Raw genomic sequence first — 18,518 nt, forward strand, 5'->3', positions numbered from 1 at the left:
ATAACATGGTTGAAGAACGAAAAAATCAACCTTATTTCACGTTGCGGCATTATTCATATTGCGAAACAGCAGACAACTCTTACCACTATAATATCGATAGCTTTTAACCAAAAAAGGTCAGCAATTGTGCTGACCTTCACGTTTATATCATGGGGTTTATTACGTTAAATCGCCACAAATTGTCATTAGCTGATCTCGCATCCAGATATTGCCTTTATCCTTTTGTGTAGATTCATGCCAACTTAGGTAACCGCTAATTTTGTTATTCGCAAAGGGAAGCTCTAACACTTTTAAGTGTAGGTTATCAGCCACAGATTCTGCTAACCAACGAGGCGCTACCGCTATTAATTCAGATTGACCGACCACATACATGATATTGCTTAAACTCGCACCTTGATAAGCTTCATTGTAACTGTGCGCTTGATTGTAAATATGATCGGCAAAACCTTTAATTTCAGGGTTCGTTTTTAATACGGCGTGCATTTCATGATTAAATTCAGCTTCAGAAATACTGTCATGTAAACGGGGGTGATTTCCAGATGCGATAACAACAAGTTCATCACTGAATAATTCTGTGCTACAAAAACCTTGTTCATCAAAGCGTACATAATCAATCACAAAATCAATTTCTTGATAACGCAATTTCTGTGCTAATCCGGCTTCAAATTCTGCTTCAAGTTGAAGACGTAAATGAGGAGCTTGGGAGTGCATTTCTTTTAAAATCTGAGGTGCAAAACGTATGTCTGAGGGGCTGCAAATTGCCAACTTAAAAGTACGGCTAGATGTCATTGGATTAAAGATAGAACATGGCAACTCATTCTTCACTAATTGCAGTGCTTGGCGAAGTGGACCAAACAATTGTTTTGCGCGTTGCGTGGGTTGAATACCGCGACCATGACGAATAAATAGCTCATCATTAAACATTACTTTAAGGCGCGCAACTGCATTACTTACCGCAGGTTGTGACATACCTAGATTATGTGCAGCGCGAGTAATGTTCTGCTCTTGCATTACGGCGTCAAAAACAGTTAATAAATTAAGATCAACACTACGTAATGTTGATTCCATTGAGTAACTTTCTGTTGGGAAAACTGACGCTGTTTTACGTGTCATATTATGCCTCTAAATTTATGAGTTCATCGGCACGTCCTATGCCTTCAGTAACTTAGAAGCTTAATTTTTGCTTCTAATCTAAACCCGCTTGATTTGGGATGAGACCAGTATTATCCAAACAAATTGATGAGACTAATAATAGAATATAAGTGATTATGAAGATTGTATGAATTAATCCACATTCAGAAATATAAACATTAAAAATCATAATCTTAAATCAAACATAAAATAAATAAAAAAAGATATGAATAAAATTTTAGACCTTTTTTTAAGGTGAAAAGCGATAACAAATTCAAGAATAATCAGTAATTTTTTCTATTAATTCATTTCACCAATGATTTAATAAGCGAAGGTGTTGTCGTAATATATTGGCTTTCAGGGTAATGCTCAGACATTGCTTCAGCAACTGATTCTGGAAACTCGACTTGCTGCCATAACTCTTCTTTTAGCGTATCAAGATCATGCCACTCCTTATTAAGTAACCACTTACTAACTTCACTTGCGACATCTGGGATTTTAACCCGCCCAACACTCTCGCTATCAAGCCAAACTCGCATCGTCGTCACATCTAATGATGGAGTAACATGCGCTAATCCCATCATCGCTAACGTGGCAACATTACTACTTTGTTCAAATTGCCCTTGGAGTGGTTTTAACAATAATTTTTTCCCTAGAGAAATGGCCTCTGAAGGCAGTTCAAAACCACCGTTTGCCACAACACCTTTACAGCAATGTAAATGGTGATGAAAACCCTCTCGACTTAATGGTTTCAACTGCACGTTTTGCCATTGTGATTTACTCTCAATATCGGGGTGATAACAAACAAAATTCACTTGCTGGAAATGAGAGAGTAAATCGGTAATTTGAGAAAGTGACTCAAAGGGTAAATACACCAAAATAAATGGTTTTTGCTGACAACTTGGTGTATCAAAACAAGGAATAATTGGCGGTAATATTGGGCAGTTAAAATGGTGCCAATGCAGACCAATTTGATATTGAGTCGGAGCAAAATAACGTGTAAGTAATCGATCAAATACGCTTTCATTCGCTTTTGGCACATCATGCAGGAAAGCAGCTTGATGACTTAACGAGAGACTGGGCACTTTCTGCTGTTTTGCAGCCCATGCCGTAATGGGCTCAAAATCATTCAACACAAAATCATAACGAGATAAATCTAACGTTTTCACCTCTTGTCGAAATTGCCGTAAATTAAGCTGATGCCATGTTTTTAACCGTTGGATACAGCCTTGTTCGGTAACGAAAGTCAACCCTTTTCCCAATTGATAATCACCAAAGCAGGCCATATCAAAAAACTTATCTCTTTCTCGCCCTGAAAAATAATAATCAACCTCACAATCTAATCCATCAAAAGCACGTGCCATTTCACGAGCTCGAGAAATATGGCCATTACCCGTACCTTGGATCCCATAAAGTATTTTCATTGTATGTTCCTTACAAGATATAACCGGCTAATTCGAAACAAGCAAAACCTAATAATGCGCCAGCAATGATATCGCTAAGATAATGTACCCCCAGCAATACACGGGAGAAGCCAATGCAGCTTGCCCATAGCCACACCATTTCACTATACGAAGGATAAAAGCTTGAAATTAAGGCGGCCATCATAAAAGCCGCCGCAGTATGACCTGATGGCAAGCTATAGCGATCTGAGGGTTTAATAAAGGAGGGTAAACTAACCGGACGACTGCGTTTAAAGCTGTTTTTGAGCAACCAATACAATGGGAGTTCAATCAAAAACATCAACAAACCATAAAAAATGAAAGCCCCCCCCTGTTGTTGATCACCCCACCATATGAGCAAGCCAATCATGGCATATAAGTGACCATCACCGGTTCGTGAAACAATACGGCTAATTTTAGCCAATGGAATATTAAATCGATGACAGAGACATAGCGTTGAAAACGCATAATCAAAACGCTGAATAGGGGTAAGTAATGTCATCATTGTTCTCCTTTTTATAACTATCACTAGGATAAAAAGGACTTGTGACAACAAGGTGAAACTTCAAAGGAGAGTCAGTGACAATCTAGAAGAAAAGAGAATTACGTAAATTGTTAATAATTTGACAACTATTTATCATTAAATGTTATTGCCCTATCATCTCTGTTTTTTTCCCTTATTTATGGAAAAACATATCGCAATAATTAAAAATCAATTAGTTACCGCCATAATTGTAAAATAAACGTAATTATTGGTTGACCTTTGACCTGTCTATTTGGTATTCATTTGTTAATCAACTTTATATAAGTGTGTATAAAATGAAAAAACGTTTCTCTTTACTCCTTAGCCTCCTCCTTATCGTGACTTAAATCGCGCGGGTTGCTTTTGAGTGGGAAACGCCACTAAAGATTTTAAAACCCGCGCAACTTGCGCGGGTTTTTTCATATATCGACTAGCGCAAGTGAATGCGAACTAACCTGTAACGGTAATAGATTAAAAGGAAGTAGCAATGAAAGATCAGGTCATTATTTTCGATACTACGCTACGTGACGGTGAACAAGCGTTATCGGCAAGCCTTACCGTAAAAGAAAAACTACAGATCGCATACGCATTAGAGCGTTTAGGCGTTGATGTGATTGAAGCAGGCTTTCCTGTTTCATCCCCTGGCGATTTTGAGTCAGTACAAACTATCGCGAAACACATCAAAAACAGTCGTATTTGTGCTTTATCACGAGCAGTAGCAAAAGATATTGATGTAGCGGCAGAGTCATTGAAAGTCGCAGAAGCTTTCCGCATTCACACCTTTATCTCAACCTCAACCGTTCACGTACAAGACAAGCTACGTCGTAGCTATGATGATGTCATTGATATGGGTGTCGCAGCTGTAAAGCGCGCGCGTAATTATACTGATGATGTTGAGTTTTCATGTGAAGATGCGGGCCGTACACCAATTGATAATCTGTGCCGCATGGTAGAAGCCGCTATCGATGCGGGCGCTAACACCATTAACATCCCTGATACCGTGGGCTACACCCTGCCAAGCGAATTTGGCGGCATTATCACTCAACTATTTAACCGCGTTCCAAATATCGATAAGGCAGTGATTTCTGTTCACTGTCACGATGATTTAGGCATGTCTGTTGCCAACTCAATGGCGGCCGTTCAAGCGGGTGCTCGTCAGGTAGAAGGAACCATTAATGGTCTAGGTGAGCGTGCAGGTAACTGCTCACTAGAAGAAATTGCGATGATCATCAAAACGCGTCAGGAGTTACTGGGCGTTACAACCAATATCAAACACGATGAAATTCACCGTACCAGTAAAATGGTTAGTCAGTTGTGTAATATGCCAATTCAAGCCAATAAAGCGATTGTTGGTGCTAATGCCTTTAGTCACTCATCGGGTATCCACCAAGATGGGATGCTAAAAAATAAAAACACCTATGAAATCATGACGCCTGAATCGATTGGCCTTAAAAACCAAGCACTAAACCTAACCAGTCGCTCTGGTCGTGCGGCAGTTAAAAGTCACATGGATGCATTGGGCTACACCGAGAAAGAGTATAGCCTAGATAAACTGTATGCTGATTTCTTAAAACTGGCTGATCGAAAAGGCCAAGTGTTTGATTATGACTTAGAAGCACTGATGCATTTTTCTAACCTTCGTGATGAAGATGACTACTTCAAGCTGAACTACCTAAGTGTTCAGTCGGGTAGTGTGATGGCCACCACCAGTATCAAACTATTGTGTGGTGACGAAGAAAAATGTGAAGCGGCGGTCGGTAATGGTCCTGTCGATGCGTTATACCAGTGTATTTACCGCCTAACAGGTTATGACATTGTACTGGATAAATTTGATTTAACTGCAAAAGGCGAAGGCGAAGACGGCTTAGGACAAGCTGATATCATCGCGAATTATAAAGGCAGAAAATACCACGGAACGGGCTTAGCAACCGATATTGTAGAAGCGTCTGGTCAAGCGTTACTGCACGTTATCAATAGCATTCACCGTGCAGATCAAATTGAAGAAATAAAGCAGCGCTCAGCAACTCACTAGTTGATAACGCTTACAGCGACTCACGAATTTATACTTTTAAACAATTATGGAGAGCAAGATACCATGGCTGGTTCTTACAATATTGCAGTTTTACCCGGTGACGGGATTGGTCCAGAAGTGATGCAACAGGCACATAAAGTGCTAAATGCAATCGAGGCTAAATTTAATCTAACCTTTAATCGTACAGAATATGATGTAGGTGGTATTGCTATCGATAATCATGGCTGCCCACTACCTGATGCTACTCTAAAAGGCTGTGAACAATCCGATGCCGTATTATTTGGCTCTGTTGGTGGCCCTAAGTGGGAACATCTAGCACCTAACGATCAACCTGAACGTGGTGCTCTTCTACCACTACGTAAACACTTCCAATTATTTTGTAATCTGCGTCCAGCTCAAATTCACCGTGGCTTAGAGAAGTTCTCTCCGCTACGCGCTGATATTTCAGAGCGTGGTTTTGATATTGCTGTTGTGCGTGAGCTCACTGGCGGTATTTACTTTGGTCAGCCAAAGGGCCGCGAAGGTGAAGGCGCACAAGAAAAAGCGTTCGATACTGAAGTCTACTACCGCTATGAAATTGAACGTATTGCAAAAATTGCGTTTGAATCAGCTCGCTTACGCAGCAAAAAAGTCTGCTCTATTGATAAAGCTAACGTCCTACAGAGCTCTATTTTATGGCGTGAAGTCGTAGAAGAAATCGCAAAAGATTACCCTGATGTGACGTTAACTCATATGTACATTGATAACGCGACCATGCAGCTGATTAAAGATCCTTCTCAATTTGATGTCATGCTATGTTCAAATATCTTCGGCGATATCATCTCGGATGAATGTGCAATGATCACAGGCTCTATGGGTATGTTGCCTTCTGCTAGCCTTAACCAAGATAAGTTTGGTATGTACGAGCCTGCTGGCGGCTCAGCACCGGATATTGCAGGTAAAAACATTGCAAACCCAGTGGCGCAGATCCTATCAGCAGCACTGATGCTTCGTTACAGCCTAGGTGAAGAAACAGCAGCGCGTGCTATTGAGCAAGCAGTATCACAAGCGCTAGAAGCTGGTGAGTTAACCGCCGATCTTGCAAGTGATAAACCAGCACTAACCACCAGTGAAATGGGCGATAAGATCGCAGCCTACATTCAACAAGCATAAGGGAGCATTGAGCAATGTCGAACACTAATAATAACGCTTCAGCTTCACCTAAAACGCTTTATGAAAAAGTTTACGATTCCCATGTTGCCGTTGCAGCAGAAGGGGAAAACCCGATCTTATATATCGACCGTCACCTTGTACATGAAGTGACATCCCCGCAAGCTTTTGATGGCTTGCGTGAAAAAGGTCGTAAAGTGCGTCAAGTATCAAAAACATTCGCCACGATGGATCACAACGTTTCTACCCAAACTAAAGATATCAATGCATCGGGGGAAATGGCACGTATTCAAATGGAAACACTGGCAAAAAACTGTGAAGAGTTTGGTGTCACCCTGTATGACTTAAACCACAAATATCAAGGCATTGTACACGTCATGGGGCCTGAGCTGGGTATTACTCTGCCGGGTATGACCATTGTTTGTGGTGACTCACACACCGCGACTCACGGTGCCTTTGGCGCACTGGCTTTCGGTATTGGTACCTCGGAAGTAGAACATGTCTTAGCCACCCAAACCTTAAAACAATCTCGTGCGAAAACCATGAAGATTGAAGTTAAAGGTAAAGTAGCTGAAGGCATTACAGCAAAAGACATCGTCCTTGCCATCATTGGTAAAACAACCGCAGCTGGCGGTACTGGCTATGTGGTTGAGTTCTGTGGCGAAGCAATCACAGACCTTACAATGGAAGGTCGTATGACCGTTTGTAATATGGCGATTGAACTAGGCGCTAAAGCAGGTTTAATTGCACCGGATCAAACGACCTTTGATTATATTAAAGATCGTGAATTTGCCCCGAAAGGCGCAGACTTTGATGCCGCAGTAGAATACTGGACATCATTGAAATCCGATCCAAACGCCGAGTTTGATGCCGTTGTAACGCTCGATGCTAAAGACATAAAGCCGCAAGTGACATGGGGAACAAACCCAGGTCAAGTGATTGCCGTTGATGAGCCAATCCCTGCCCCTGAAAGCTTTAACGATCCCGTTGAAAAAGCCTCTGCAGAAAAAGCATTAGCTTACATGGGACTAGAAGCTGGCAAAGCCCTGTCTGATTTTGCCGTTGATAAAGTCTTTATTGGTTCATGCACTAACTCACGTATTGAAGATATGCGCGCAGCAGCAGCCATTGCCAAAGGGCGTAAAGTTGCCGCTAACGTACAAGCTTTAGTCGTTCCTGGCTCAGAGCAAGTGAAAGCACAAGCTGAAAAAGAAGGGCTTGATAAAATCTTCATTGAAGCAGGCTTCGAATGGCGACTACCCGGTTGTTCAATGTGTCTGGCAATGAATAACGATCGCTTAGGTCCCGGTGAGCGTTGTGCGTCAACCAGTAACCGTAACTTTGAAGGCCGTCAAGGTCGTGATGGGCGTACTCATCTAGTTAGCCCAGCCATGGCAGCAGCAGCGGCATGTGCCGGACATTTTGTTGATATTCGCCAACTAGATGCCGCATCGGTGTAACAAAAGGATTTGAACATGACAGGTTTTAAACAACACACAGGTTTAGTTGTACCGCTAGATACGGCAAATATTGATACCGATGCGATTATTCCAAAACAGTTTTTGCAGAAAGTAACTCGAACTGGATTTGGTAAGCACCTTTTCCATGATTGGCGTTTTCTAGATGATGCAGGCGAGCAGGCAAACCCTGACTTTATTATGAACGCCCCTCGCTACCAAGGCGCGAGTATTTTACTGGCGCGTGAAAACTTTGGTTGTGGCTCTTCTCGTGAACATGCACCGTGGGCGCTTGCTGATTACGGTATCCAAGTTATGATTGCGCCAAGCTTTGCCGATATTTTCTATGGTAACTCGATCAATAACCAAATGGTGCCCGTACGTCTCTCTGAGCAAGACGTTGACACTTTATTTAAGTATGTCGATGAAAATGAAGGCGCACAGATCACGGTTGATCTTGAAAAAATGATCGTCAGTGCGGATGGTAAAGAGTACACCTTTGAAATTGATGAATTCCGTCGTCACTGCCTATTAAATGGCTTAGACAATATCGGTTTGACACTGCAACACGAAGATAAAATTACAGACTTTGAAAACCGTATTCCTCGCTTCTTAGCGTAATCGTACATCATCTGAAATCGGACGCCCTGTTTAATATAAACAGGGCGTTTTTATTTAAAATATCAAAAAGATAATGAAATTAGCCAATACTTATTACGGTCTTAATCAATATTGTTACTTATTATATTAATAGGAAAAATATGCGTATTGTTATTGCCACTTGGCTGCTGTTATTCACTCTGCCGATCTTTGCTGCGCCAAAATCCGAACTCTGGTCATATTGGCAACCTCATGATCCTAAAAACACAAACAAGATCAGTCATCAAGATTGGCAGCAACTACTCGATAAATATCTTGTCATTCAACCGGATCAAACCTTATTTCGTTATAACCAAGTATCAAGTGCAGATAAACAAAAGCTAGCAACTTATATTAAGCGACTCAGTGCCCAAAATCCTCACCGTTATAATCGTGATGTTCAATTTGCCTATTGGGTTAATTTATATAACGCCCTAACCGTTCAATTAATTATTGATAATTACCCTGTAAAATCAATCACTAAATTGGGAGGTTTATTTAGCTTTGGACCATGGGATCAAACCATTATTACCATTAATAATAAAAAGCTAACTTTAAACGATATTGAACATCGGATCTTACGCCCTATCTGGCAAGATCCTAGGATCCACTACGCAGTCAACTGTGCCAGTCTTGGTTGTCCTGATTTACTGCCTAAAGCGTTTAATAGCGATCGATTAGACTCCCAGTTAGATCAAGCTGCAACACGTTTTATTAATAGTGAAAAAGCAATAAAAATAACAAAAAATGGCATCACACTGTCATCTATCTATGATTGGTATCAAACTGATTTTGGATCGTTAACTGAGTTACAACAACACCTTAATCATTATCGTATTACGCCTAACCTACAATTCACTCAGATCCATTACATCTATAATTGGCAACTTAATCAGAAGCTATAACTTCGATACAGTTGCAGGTACAATAGTTTGTTCTCATTGGGGAGCCATTTGGCTGAGATTGTTAGGCATACGTGCTTTATAGCAGGACCCATTGAACCTGAACCAGGTAATGCTGGCGTAGGAATTGAGATGCTCGAACATGCTTTCGAGCTCGCTGACCATTGCATGATGCAACAGCACTCAAACCTGTGCCGCTCTCTCTTTCAATTTTTGTCCCAAGGATGCAGGACATCTCGGAGCGCATAGTGAAAAAAATAAACACTCTTCTTCCCCTAATCTCTCTGTCATTAGTTGCAAGCTCAGCTTTCGCCTCAGACAATACTCTTAATGTTTATACCTACAGCTCCTTTGCTTCCGACTGGGGTCCTGGTCCTGTAGTAAAGAAAGCGTTTGAAAAACAATGTAATGGTTGTACGGTCAATTTTGTTTCTTTAGAAGATGGCGTATCGATTTTAAATCGCGTTCGTCTTGAAGGGAAAAACAGTAAAGCAGATGTGTTATTAGGGCTAGATAACAACCTAATGACAGAAGCGAAAAATACCGGCCTATTAGCAAAAAGTGATGTTGATACCAGTAAGCTCACGCTTCCTAAAGGTTGGAGTGATGATACTTTCATCCCTTATGATTACGGCTATTTTGCCTTTGTGTATGACAGCGATAAACTGAAAAACCCACCAGCGAGTTTAGATGCTCTGATCAAAGATCAAAATATCAGCGTTATCTATCAAGATCCTCGTACTTCAACCCCTGGCCAAGGTCTAATGTTATGGATCAAATCGGTCTACGGTGATAAAGCCCCTGAAATGTGGCAGCAACTAGCGAAACACACCGTGACCGTCACTAAGGGTTGGTCTGAAGCCTATAACATGTTCTTAAAAGGCGAATCAGATATGGTGCTTTCATACACCACATCACCAGCTTATCACATCATTGCTGAAGACAAGCACCAGTACAAAGCGGCTAACTTTAAAGAAGGCCATTATATGCAAGTTGAAGTGGCAGCGAAGATGAAAAATAGCCCACATCCAAAACTTGCCGATCAATTTATGCAATTTATTGTAAGTGATGCTTTTCAGTCACAAATTGCTACCCACAACTGGATGTATCCAGTAACAAAGCAAAGCCTACCGAAAGGTTTTGATGAACTCACCGTACCAAGCAAAGCACTTGAATTTAGTGCCGACGAAGTGGCAACACATCGCAAAGCCTGGATCCGAGAGTGGCAGCAAGCCCTCACTCAGTAATGGTTTAAGACTTTGAACAAACGCATTACCTTATTGCCCGGCATTATCAGTGCCGGGCTGATCACTCTTGTTGTTGTTGCCGCGCTCACCGCCTTAATCAGCCAAGCTAACGACTGGCAACTATCAACACTATGGCATGATCCTTATCTGCGACATGTAACAGGATTTAGCTTCTATCAAGCCATCTTGTCGACTCTATTTAGCATCATCCCAGCGATTCCGATTGCTTATGCACTCTCACGACGGCAGTTTGTAGGAAAAGCTCTGCTATTACGTTTATTTGCGATGACGCTCGTGATGCCCGTATTGGTTGCTGTTTTTGGGTTATTATCGATTTATGGCAAAAGTGGATTGATCAGCCATAACCTAGAAATACTAGGCTTACCGCCATTAAACATTTACGGTTTAAGCGGGATTTTACTGGCTCACGTATTTTTAAACCTGCCACTGACCGTGCGTTTTCTACTGCAAAGTCTCGATGGTATCCCCGCAGAGCAACATCAGCTTGCAGCGCATTTAGGTATTACTGGCTGGAGTAAATTTCGCTTAATTGCATGGCCTCGACTACGCCAACAACTGCCGCATATCGCGGGTTTAGTCTTTATGTTGTGCTTTACCAGCTTTGCCGTGATCATGTCGCTTGGCGGTGGCCCTAAATCAACCACTATCGAGCTCGCCATTTATCAAGCGTTGCGTTATGACTTTGATTTAGCGACAGGGGCTATTTTAGCCTTATGGCAAATGCTACTTTGCTGCTCATTAGTACTTTTTACCCAACGTTTTGCTAAACCGCTTTCCACCCTCAACGGCTCTATCAGCAAAAATGTAGTGAATTATAACGATACATGGCGCGCTAAATGTTGGGATGTATTCTGGATCATTTGTGCGTTAATGTTTGTTATACCACCGATCATAGCCGTCTTTGTATCGGGTATTAACCATCAATTATTTAATATCTTAGAACAAAAGCAGTTATGGTCAGCAATCACTAACTCACTCCATATCGCACTATTTTCCTGCTTATTAGCATTTTGTCTTGGCGTCATGATCCTCATCACGAGTCGTAGCTTACGCTTAGCACGTAAAAAACTGGCTGCTGACGGGATTGAAATGATCGGCACAGTGATTTTAGTGACACCTGGGTTAGTGTTAAGTACTGGTATTTTTCTTTTACTGCGCCAATATACTGATGCTTACAGTGCTGCGTTTTGGGTTGTGGTCTGTGTTAATGCCCTAATGGCACTGCCCTATGTAATCAAAACATTAAGTCAACCAATGCTCCACCTCGCGCAGCAATATAATCCGTTATGTCGCAGTTTAGGGATGACGCATCTATCGCGATTACGTTTGGTTGAGTGGCGTGCATTACGTGCCCCTATTGCCCAAGCTCTCGCTATTAGCTTTGTCTTATCACTGGGGGATTTAGGTGCGATTGCATTATTTGGCAGTCAAGACTTTCAAACGCTGCCATTGTATTTATTTGAACTCATGGGCAGTTACCGAATGGATGCCGCTGCTGTTGCTGCACTGGTTTTACTGTTACTCAGCTTAGGTTTATTTAGTGCCGTCGAGTATCTTGTTGTTACTCGCCATCGCCAAGGAGCTCATCATGCTAAACATTAATCAACTCAACTATACCTACTTACCTCAACACAAAAATGAGGTTGCGATGGCGTTGAGCTTTGATGTTCAGCTTGAGCAGGGAGATATCGCTGCACTCATTGGCCCAAGTGGCGCAGGTAAAAGTACCTTATTCGCACTCATTGCTGGCTTTCTCGTCCCTGATAGCGGTGAGATCACCGTTAATAGCCAATCTATCTGTCAGCTAGAGCCTGCGCAACGTCCACTCTCGATGTTATTTCAAGAGCACAATTTATTTCCTCACCTCAGTGTATTTGAAAACATTGCGTTAGGTATCAACCCAAACCTTAAACTTACCGCAGAGCAAAAACAGCGAGTGACTAATTCAGCGAAACAAGTGGGGATTGATACCTATCTTGAGCGTTTACCTGAGCAGCTTTCTGGCGGGCAACGTCAGCGAGTAGCATTAGCGCGATGTTTATTACGAGAGCGCCCTTTGCTACTGCTTGATGAACCATTTTCGGCCCTTGACCCTTCACTGCGTACGGAGATGTTAAACCTCGTTAAGCAATTAGCCACAACGCGTAATATGACGGTATTGATGATCACTCATAGTCCTGAAGATGCCGAAAAAATTGCCAATAAATGTATTTTTATTAATGAAGGTACTATCAAAGCGGTAGGAGAAACCTGTGATGTTTTATCTAATCCCGTATTACCTGAGCTTAAAAACTATCTCGGTTTAACCCTACCAGAAACATAACCGAAGAATGCAATAAGTAACAATATAAACAAAAAAGCGAGCACCCAATGTGCTCGCTTTTCTTATTCTTCTTGCTAGTGATTAAAGATTTTCTTCGGCAAATTCCGCTAGACGGCTTCGAACCACCCCGTTGAGATAAATATTGGCGCTACCTTCAAAGTTTTTAAAGCGCTCAACAATATAGGTTAATCCCGAGGTCACTGGGGATAGATAGTTGGAATCAATTTGAGCAAGGTTACCCGAACACACAATTTTTGTGCCTTCACCACATCGGGTAATAATGGTTTTAATTTGTGACGCTGTTAAGTTTTGACACTCATCGAGTAAAACAAAGGCATTTTGAATAGAACGCCCACGCATAAAGTTAATCGATTTAAATTGAATATTGGCTTTATCAAAAATGTACTTCATTGAGCCATCAGTACAAACATCATGCTTATGAAGTGCTTCCATAGTATCGGTAACCGCTGCCAGCCATGGCATCATTTTTTCTTCTTCGGTACCCGGTAGGAAACCAATCGACTCAGCGATTTCGGGTGTATTACGAGTGACAATAATTTTGTCATACATCCCTTTTTCAATGACCTGCTCAAGTGCTGCAGCCATTGCTAAAATGGTTTTACCACAGCCAGCAGGACCCGTTAAGATCACTAAATCAATCCGAGGATCAAGCATTGCATCTAGCGCCATCCCTTGATAAATATTTTTAGGATTAACGCCCCAAGCTTGTCGATGCATTAGTCGCTCTTGGCTAATGTCTTTAATGGTGACACTTTCATCATCAATACTTTGAATTCTAGCAGCAAAATCATTGCCTTCATCCAGTAGATATTGATTAACAAAGGGAGTTTCAAATAAGTTTTTAGGTAAGGTATGTAAGGTTGAACGACCTCTATTTTCCGACTGACACTCAGCAACATTTTCCCAAAAATCGCCATGATAGCGATGAAAGCCTTTGGTTAATAATGCGACATCATCAATCAACTGATCGGTACGATAGTCATCAACATACAAGACGCCTGCACCTTTGGCACGCAGTCGCATGTTGATGTCTTTAGTCACTAATACCACAGAACGTGGTGCATGTTTTTGTTGCAGAAAGAGAACGCTATTAAGAATACGATTGTCACCCGCCTTATCACTAAAGGCATGGACGGTTTGTTTTACTTCATAGTCAGCAAAAATAGCAATAGTACCGCTATGAGCCACTTTGTCGTTGAAAGGAATACCAGCCGAAATTTGCTCTGGTGGTGCGTCGTGGAATATATCTTCAAGCGCACGTATCGCGACTCGAGCATCACGAGAAACATCACGCTTACTGTCTTTAATTCTGTCCAATTCTTCCAGAACCGTCATGGGAATAACCACGTCGTGTTCCTGAAAAGAAAAGAACGCCAGAGGTTCATGAAGCAGAATATTTGTATCAAGTACAAACAGTTTCCGTTCGGCGTCGTCCATAGGCACCTCCTTGGTAGTCTGGACAGCGATAATTAAGCTATCACTCTATTAGCTTACGTCAAAATTACCCATCTGGTTTAATTATGACGTCTTTCTTATTAAGCCCTCGGTAGATGAAAGTTTTATGATGATTTTACTGTGACCGATTTTCATCACTTTCACCGTGACCTTAATCACATCATGCAGTAACATGAGTCCCCTTTTTGAGCTATGCACAAATTTTAAATTCTAGCGTACACTTATCTTCAGTGTAGCTTATTAATACTTTGCACAGCTTATTGCAGTCTCTTTGATATCAAATAATTAGAAGGTTTCTACCACTATGCCATTTGCTTTGGGTCAACGTTGGATCAGTGATACAGAAAGTGATTTAGGTCTAGGTACCGTTGTCGCTCTTGAACCAAGAACGGTTACCTTGATGTTCCCCGCATCAGAAGAAAATCGCCTATATGCACGTAATGATGCCCCTGTTACCCGTGTCATGTTTAACGTTGGTGATGTGATTGAAAGCCATGAGGGTTGGTCACTAAAGGTAGAAGCGATCAACGAAGATAAAGGCGTGATCACCTACGTAGGTACGCGTACCGACACAGAAGAAGAAAATGTCGCGCTACGTGAACTTTTCTTAAGCCACCAAATTCGTTTCAATAAACCGCAAGATAAATTATTTGCAGGTCAAATTGATCGCATGGATCGTTTTGCACTGCGTTACCGCGCGCTGAAAAACCAATACGAGCAACTAAAAAGCCCATTACGTGGTTTATGCGGTATGCGTGCAGGTTTGATCCCACACCAGTTATATATTGCTCACGAAGTCGGTCGTCGCTATGCGCCGCGTGTTCTCCTTGCCGATGAAGTCGGTTTAGGTAAAACCATTGAAGCCGGTATGATCATCCACCAGCAGGTTCTATCAGGCCGTGCTGAACGTATTCTGATCGTGGTTCCTGAAACCCTACAACATCAATGGCTAGTTGAAATGATGCGTCGTTTTAACCTGCACTTTTCTATCTTTGATGAAGAGCGTTGTGTTGAAGCATTTGCTGATGCCGCTAACCCATTTGATACCGCGCAATATGTATTGTGTTCATTAGACTTTTTACGTAAAAGCCGTCGTCGTTTTGAACAAGCGCTAGATGCTGATTGGGATCTATTGGTTGTCGATGAAGCTCACCACCTTGAGTGGAGTGAAGATAAGCCTAGTCGTCAGTACCAAGTGATTGAAGCCTTAGCAGAAAAAACGCCAAGTGTGCTGCTACTAACCGCCACACCAGAGCAATTAGGTCGTGAAAGCCACTTCGCACGCTTACGTATTCTTGATCCTGATCGTTTTTACGACTATGAAGCCTTTGTTGAAGAAGAGCGTCAATACGAACCCGTTGCTGATGCTGTAACCCAACTGCTTGCTGGTGAAAAACTGAATGATGATGCGAAAAACACCTTAACCGAGCTGTTATCTGAGCAAGATATCGAGCCAATGTTACGTGTGATCGAAGATTCAGCTCAAGACGATCCTGAAGCATTAGCGGCGCGTCATGAATTGATCAACAACTTGATGGATCGCCACGGTACGGGCCGCGTATTGTTCCGTAATACCCGCTCAGCAATCACAGGTTTCCCTCAGCGTCACCTGAATATGTACCCGTTAGCAATGCCAACCCAATACACCACAGCCATGCGCGTTGCGGCAATGATGGGCGGTAAAATGGGTATCAATGAGAAAGCGATCAAGCTGCTTTACCCTGAAGATATCTACCAAGAATTTGAAGGTGAATCAGCAACATGGTGGAACTTCGATCCTCGTGTTAACTGGCTACTTGATATGCTAAAAGCCAACCGTAACGAGAAAGTGTTGGTGATTTGTTCTCGTGCGCAAACCGCATTAACCTTAGAGCAAGCATTACGTGAACGTGAAGGCATCCGTGCCACTGTGTTCCACGAAGGAATGTCGATTATCGAACGTGATAAAGCAGCGGCTTACTTTGCCCAAGAAGATGATGGCGCTCAGGTACTATTATGTTCTGAAATCGGTTCAGAAGGTCGTAACTTCCAGTTTGCAAACCAATTGGTGATGTTCGATTTACCAAGCAACCCTGATTTACTTGAGCAACGTATTGGCCGTTTGGATCGTATTGGTCAAAAGCGTGAAATTGAAATTCATGTGCCTTACCTAGAAGGGACTTCTCAAGCACTATTAGCACGTTGGTTCAACGAAGGCTTAAATGCCTTTGAGGAAACCTGTCCGACTGGTCGTGCTGTCTATGAAGCGGTATGTGAAGATCTGATCACCTTGCTTGCCAGTGACAAACACGATCTTGAAGCGCTTGAATCCGTTATTCAGCGCAGTGCTGAAATGCACAATGAGCTTAAAACCAAATTAGAGCAAGGTCGCGATCGCCTATTAGAAATTCATTCTAACGGGGGCGAAGAAGCTCAGCAGTTGGTTGAGAAGATCAGCGCTAAAGATGGTGATACTAACCTTGTGACTTTCGCACTGGGCTTATTTGATACCATTGGTTTAAACCAAGATGACAAAGGCGAAAACGCAATTGTTGTGACCCCATCAGAGCACATGATGGTGGCAAGCTATCCAGGCCTTCCTTACGACGGTTGTACCATCACTTTTGAACGTGATACTGCACTTTCTCGTGAAGATATCAACTTCATCAGCTGGGAACACCCAATGATCCAAGGCGGTATTGAATTACTGCTAAGTGAAGGCGTAGGTACGACAGCAGTGTCATTGTTGAAAAACAAAGCACTGCCTGTTGGTACACTGCTACTTGAGCTTATCTATGTGGTTGACGCTCAAGCACCTAAGCAATCAGGTATTGGTCGTTTCTTACCCAAAACACCGATCCGTATTTTGCTTGATGGTAAAGGTAATAACCTATCAGCTAACGTTGAATTTGAAGGCTTTAACCGCCAACTTAGCCCAGTCAACCGTCACCTTGGCAGTAAGCTCGTTAACTCGGTTCAAAAAGATATTCATACTCTGATTGAGCACGCAGAGCGCGAGATCAGCAAAGAGCTTGATGTCGTACGAAGCCAAGCACAAGCTGAAATGGAAAACACGTTGCGCGCTGAGCTTGATCGCCTTCAAGCCCTGAAAGCGGTTAATCCGAATATTCGTGATGACGAATTAGAGCTAATTGAAAGCCAAATCATTGAGTTAACTAACTACATTGAAAAAGCACAAATCCAGCTTGATTCACTGCGTTTGATCGTTGTTAGCCATAACTGATCAATAACTCATCATAACTAAATTAAGGCCGTGAATGTCATTACTGATATTCACGGCTTTTTTCTTTAATCACATCACCAAGCATACCAATTTACTATTATTCATATTAATATTCGCCCCGTTGTTATTCATACCTATCCTACGAGTGCATCATGAAACCATTGCCAGTGTTGAACTACAATCCACCTACCGATCCATGGTTGGATACTCTTTTTCTTGATAGCGACATCATCGCCGTTAATAAGCCTGCTGGCATACTCTCAAACCCAGGACGTGCACCAGAGCATCACGACAGCATATTTGCTCGCGTTCTTGAAAAATACCCTAAGTCACAAATTGTGCACCGTTTAGATATGGGGACATCAGGCTTAATTGTGCTGGCTCTAAACAAAAAAGCGGAGTGTCATTTAAAAGCCCAGTTTCGTGAGCGAGAAACACAAAAAGTGTATTACGCTCGTGTGTGGGGACATATCGAACAAGACACAGGAACCGTGGATCTTCCCTTGATCTGTGATTGGCCTAACCGTCCACGCCAAAAAGTATGTTTTGACGATGGCAAGCCTTCTGTAACGCATTATGAAGTCTTAAGCCGTGATGAGAAAACAACCTTGGTCCGTTTACTGCCCGTAACAGGTCGTTCTCACCAATTGCGTGTTCACATGCAAGCATTAGGTCATCCGATTTTAGGCGATAAGTTTTATGCTAATGAGGAAGCAATGGTAGCCTCTCCTCGTTTACTGTTACACGCAGCAGAACTGACCTTTACGCATCCAGGAAGTGATCAACCGATGCATTTGTTTGCCCCTTGTGAGTTTTATCGAGAAGCGCCAACACAAACGATTTTTAGTAAATAAAACCACTGAGTAATCAGCAACTATCACACGGAAGTTAGATCACGATAAAAAAGAATGCTAGCTTTGTTTTAACAAGCAAAAACCTAAACTAGCATTCTT

The 18,518-nt window shown here is 42.2% G+C and carries 14 protein-coding genes and 1 riboswitch; of the genes, 10 read left to right on the top strand and 4 right to left on the bottom strand.

Annotated elements, in window-relative coordinates:
* Nucleotides 1-159: 159 nt before the first annotated feature.
* The 3 genes from leuO to C9J40_RS16670 form a co-directional block, all read right to left on the bottom strand.
* Nucleotides 160-1,113, bottom strand: coding sequence for a transcriptional regulator LeuO (leuO, locus tag C9J40_RS16660; protein ID WP_107207646.1), 954 nt, complete (start codon nucleotides 1,111-1,113; stop codon nucleotides 160-162).
* Between the two features lie 323 nt (nucleotides 1,114-1,436).
* A complete protein-coding gene (locus tag C9J40_RS16665; protein ID WP_107207645.1) occupies nucleotides 1,437-2,555 on the bottom strand; it encodes an MJ1255/VC2487 family glycosyltransferase in 1,119 nt (372 codons plus the stop codon).
* Nucleotides 2,556-2,565: 10 nt separating this feature from the next.
* Entirely contained in the window at nucleotides 2,566-3,075 is a 510-nt protein-coding gene (locus tag C9J40_RS16670) for a phosphatase PAP2 family protein (protein ID WP_107207644.1), read from the bottom strand.
* Between the two features lie 508 nt (nucleotides 3,076-3,583).
* On the opposite strand from C9J40_RS16670, the gene leuA reads away from it, so the two are divergent.
* The 8 genes from leuA to thiQ all read left to right on the top strand — a co-directional run bounded on the left by leuA (nucleotide 3,584) and on the right by thiQ (nucleotide 12,866).
* Nucleotides 3,584-5,128 carry a 2-isopropylmalate synthase gene (gene leuA / locus C9J40_RS16675; RefSeq protein ID WP_005369859.1) on the top strand — a complete coding sequence of 515 codons (1,545 nt, stop codon included), beginning with the start codon at nucleotides 3,584-3,586 and terminating at the stop codon, nucleotides 5,126-5,128.
* 63 nt (nucleotides 5,129-5,191) lie between these two features.
* Nucleotides 5,192-6,280, top strand: coding sequence for a 3-isopropylmalate dehydrogenase (gene leuB / locus C9J40_RS16680; protein ID WP_107207643.1), 1,089 nt, complete (start codon nucleotides 5,192-5,194; stop codon nucleotides 6,278-6,280).
* Nucleotides 6,281-6,294: 14 nt separating this feature from the next.
* The gene (leuC, locus tag C9J40_RS16685; RefSeq protein ID WP_107207642.1) at nucleotides 6,295-7,737 is read left to right on the top strand and encodes a 3-isopropylmalate dehydratase large subunit; all 1,443 of its coding nucleotides are present in this window, start codon (nucleotides 6,295-6,297) and stop codon (nucleotides 7,735-7,737) included.
* Between the two features lie 15 nt (nucleotides 7,738-7,752).
* Nucleotides 7,753-8,355, top strand: a complete 603-nt coding sequence (gene leuD / locus C9J40_RS16690) for a 3-isopropylmalate dehydratase small subunit (protein WP_107207641.1) — start codon at nucleotides 7,753-7,755, stop codon at nucleotides 8,353-8,355.
* A gap of 140 nt (nucleotides 8,356-8,495) precedes the next feature.
* Nucleotides 8,496-9,278 carry a DUF547 domain-containing protein gene (locus tag C9J40_RS16695; RefSeq protein ID WP_107247484.1) on the top strand — a complete coding sequence of 261 codons (783 nt, stop codon included), beginning with the start codon at nucleotides 8,496-8,498 and terminating at the stop codon, nucleotides 9,276-9,278.
* 27 nt (nucleotides 9,279-9,305) lie between these two features.
* Nucleotides 9,306-9,419: riboswitch (TPP riboswitch) on the top strand.
* A 113-nt stretch (nucleotides 9,420-9,532) separates the two neighbouring features.
* A complete protein-coding gene (gene thiB / locus C9J40_RS16700) occupies nucleotides 9,533-10,522 on the top strand; it encodes a thiamine ABC transporter substrate binding subunit (protein ID WP_173425485.1) in 990 nt (329 codons plus the stop codon).
* Between the two features lie 12 nt (nucleotides 10,523-10,534).
* The gene (thiP, locus tag C9J40_RS16705) at nucleotides 10,535-12,145 is read left to right on the top strand and encodes a thiamine/thiamine pyrophosphate ABC transporter permease ThiP (protein ID WP_107207639.1); all 1,611 of its coding nucleotides are present in this window, start codon (nucleotides 10,535-10,537) and stop codon (nucleotides 12,143-12,145) included.
* Nucleotides 12,132-12,866, top strand: a complete 735-nt coding sequence (thiQ, locus tag C9J40_RS16710) for a thiamine ABC transporter ATP-binding protein (protein WP_107247485.1) — start codon at nucleotides 12,132-12,134, stop codon at nucleotides 12,864-12,866. Before thiP ends, thiQ begins: the two co-directional genes overlap by 14 nt.
* An 81-nt stretch (nucleotides 12,867-12,947) precedes the next feature.
* Here the strand turns inward: thiQ and C9J40_RS16715 are convergent, their stop codons facing one another.
* A complete protein-coding gene (locus C9J40_RS16715; protein ID WP_045083531.1) occupies nucleotides 12,948-14,324 on the bottom strand; it encodes a PhoH family protein in 1,377 nt (458 codons plus the stop codon).
* A 322-nt stretch (nucleotides 14,325-14,646) separates the two neighbouring features.
* Here C9J40_RS16715 and rapA point away from each other — a divergent pair, with 322 nt between their 5' ends.
* Both rapA and rluA read left to right on the top strand, forming a co-directional pair.
* Complete coding sequence (rapA, locus tag C9J40_RS16720) at nucleotides 14,647-17,565, top strand: RNA polymerase-associated protein RapA (RefSeq protein WP_107247486.1); 2,919 nt, start codon at nucleotides 14,647-14,649, stop codon at nucleotides 17,563-17,565.
* A 152-nt stretch (nucleotides 17,566-17,717) separates the two neighbouring features.
* Nucleotides 17,718-18,419 carry a bifunctional tRNA pseudouridine(32) synthase/23S rRNA pseudouridine(746) synthase RluA gene (gene rluA / locus C9J40_RS16725; protein WP_107207636.1) on the top strand — a complete coding sequence of 234 codons (702 nt, stop codon included), beginning with the start codon at nucleotides 17,718-17,720 and terminating at the stop codon, nucleotides 18,417-18,419.
* Nucleotides 18,420-18,518: the final 99 nt, after the last annotated feature.

Source organism: Photobacterium sp. GB-72, from assembly GCF_003026095.1.
GTDB lineage: Bacteria > Pseudomonadota > Gammaproteobacteria > Enterobacterales > Vibrionaceae > Photobacterium.

What these genes read in the sequence shown, in the direction of transcription:
- thiQ (WP_107247485.1), top strand. Translation starts at nt 12,132, where the DNA reads ATGCTAAACATTAATCAACTCAACTATACCTACTTACCTCAACACAAA.
- leuC (WP_107207642.1), top strand. Translation starts at nt 6,295, where the DNA reads ATGTCGAACACTAATAATAACGCTTCAGCTTCACCTAAAACGCTTTAT.
- leuD (WP_107207641.1), top strand. Translation starts at nt 7,753, where the DNA reads ATGACAGGTTTTAAACAACACACAGGTTTAGTTGTACCGCTAGATACG.
- C9J40_RS16715 (WP_045083531.1), bottom strand. Translation starts at nt 14,324, where the DNA reads ATGGACGACGCCGAACGGAAACTGTTTGTACTTGATACAAATATTCTG.
- rapA (WP_107247486.1), top strand. Translation starts at nt 14,647, where the DNA reads ATGCCATTTGCTTTGGGTCAACGTTGGATCAGTGATACAGAAAGTGAT.
- leuO (WP_107207646.1), bottom strand. Translation starts at nt 1,113, where the DNA reads ATGACACGTAAAACAGCGTCAGTTTTCCCAACAGAAAGTTACTCAATG.
- C9J40_RS16670 (WP_107207644.1), bottom strand. Translation starts at nt 3,075, where the DNA reads ATGACATTACTTACCCCTATTCAGCGTTTTGATTATGCGTTTTCAACG.
- rluA (WP_107207636.1), top strand. Translation starts at nt 17,718, where the DNA reads ATGAAACCATTGCCAGTGTTGAACTACAATCCACCTACCGATCCATGG.
- C9J40_RS16695 (WP_107247484.1), top strand. Translation starts at nt 8,496, where the DNA reads ATGCGTATTGTTATTGCCACTTGGCTGCTGTTATTCACTCTGCCGATC.
- leuA (WP_005369859.1), top strand. Translation starts at nt 3,584, where the DNA reads ATGAAAGATCAGGTCATTATTTTCGATACTACGCTACGTGACGGTGAA.
- C9J40_RS16665 (WP_107207645.1), bottom strand. Translation starts at nt 2,555, where the DNA reads ATGAAAATACTTTATGGGATCCAAGGTACGGGTAATGGCCATATTTCT.
- leuB (WP_107207643.1), top strand. Translation starts at nt 5,192, where the DNA reads ATGGCTGGTTCTTACAATATTGCAGTTTTACCCGGTGACGGGATTGGT.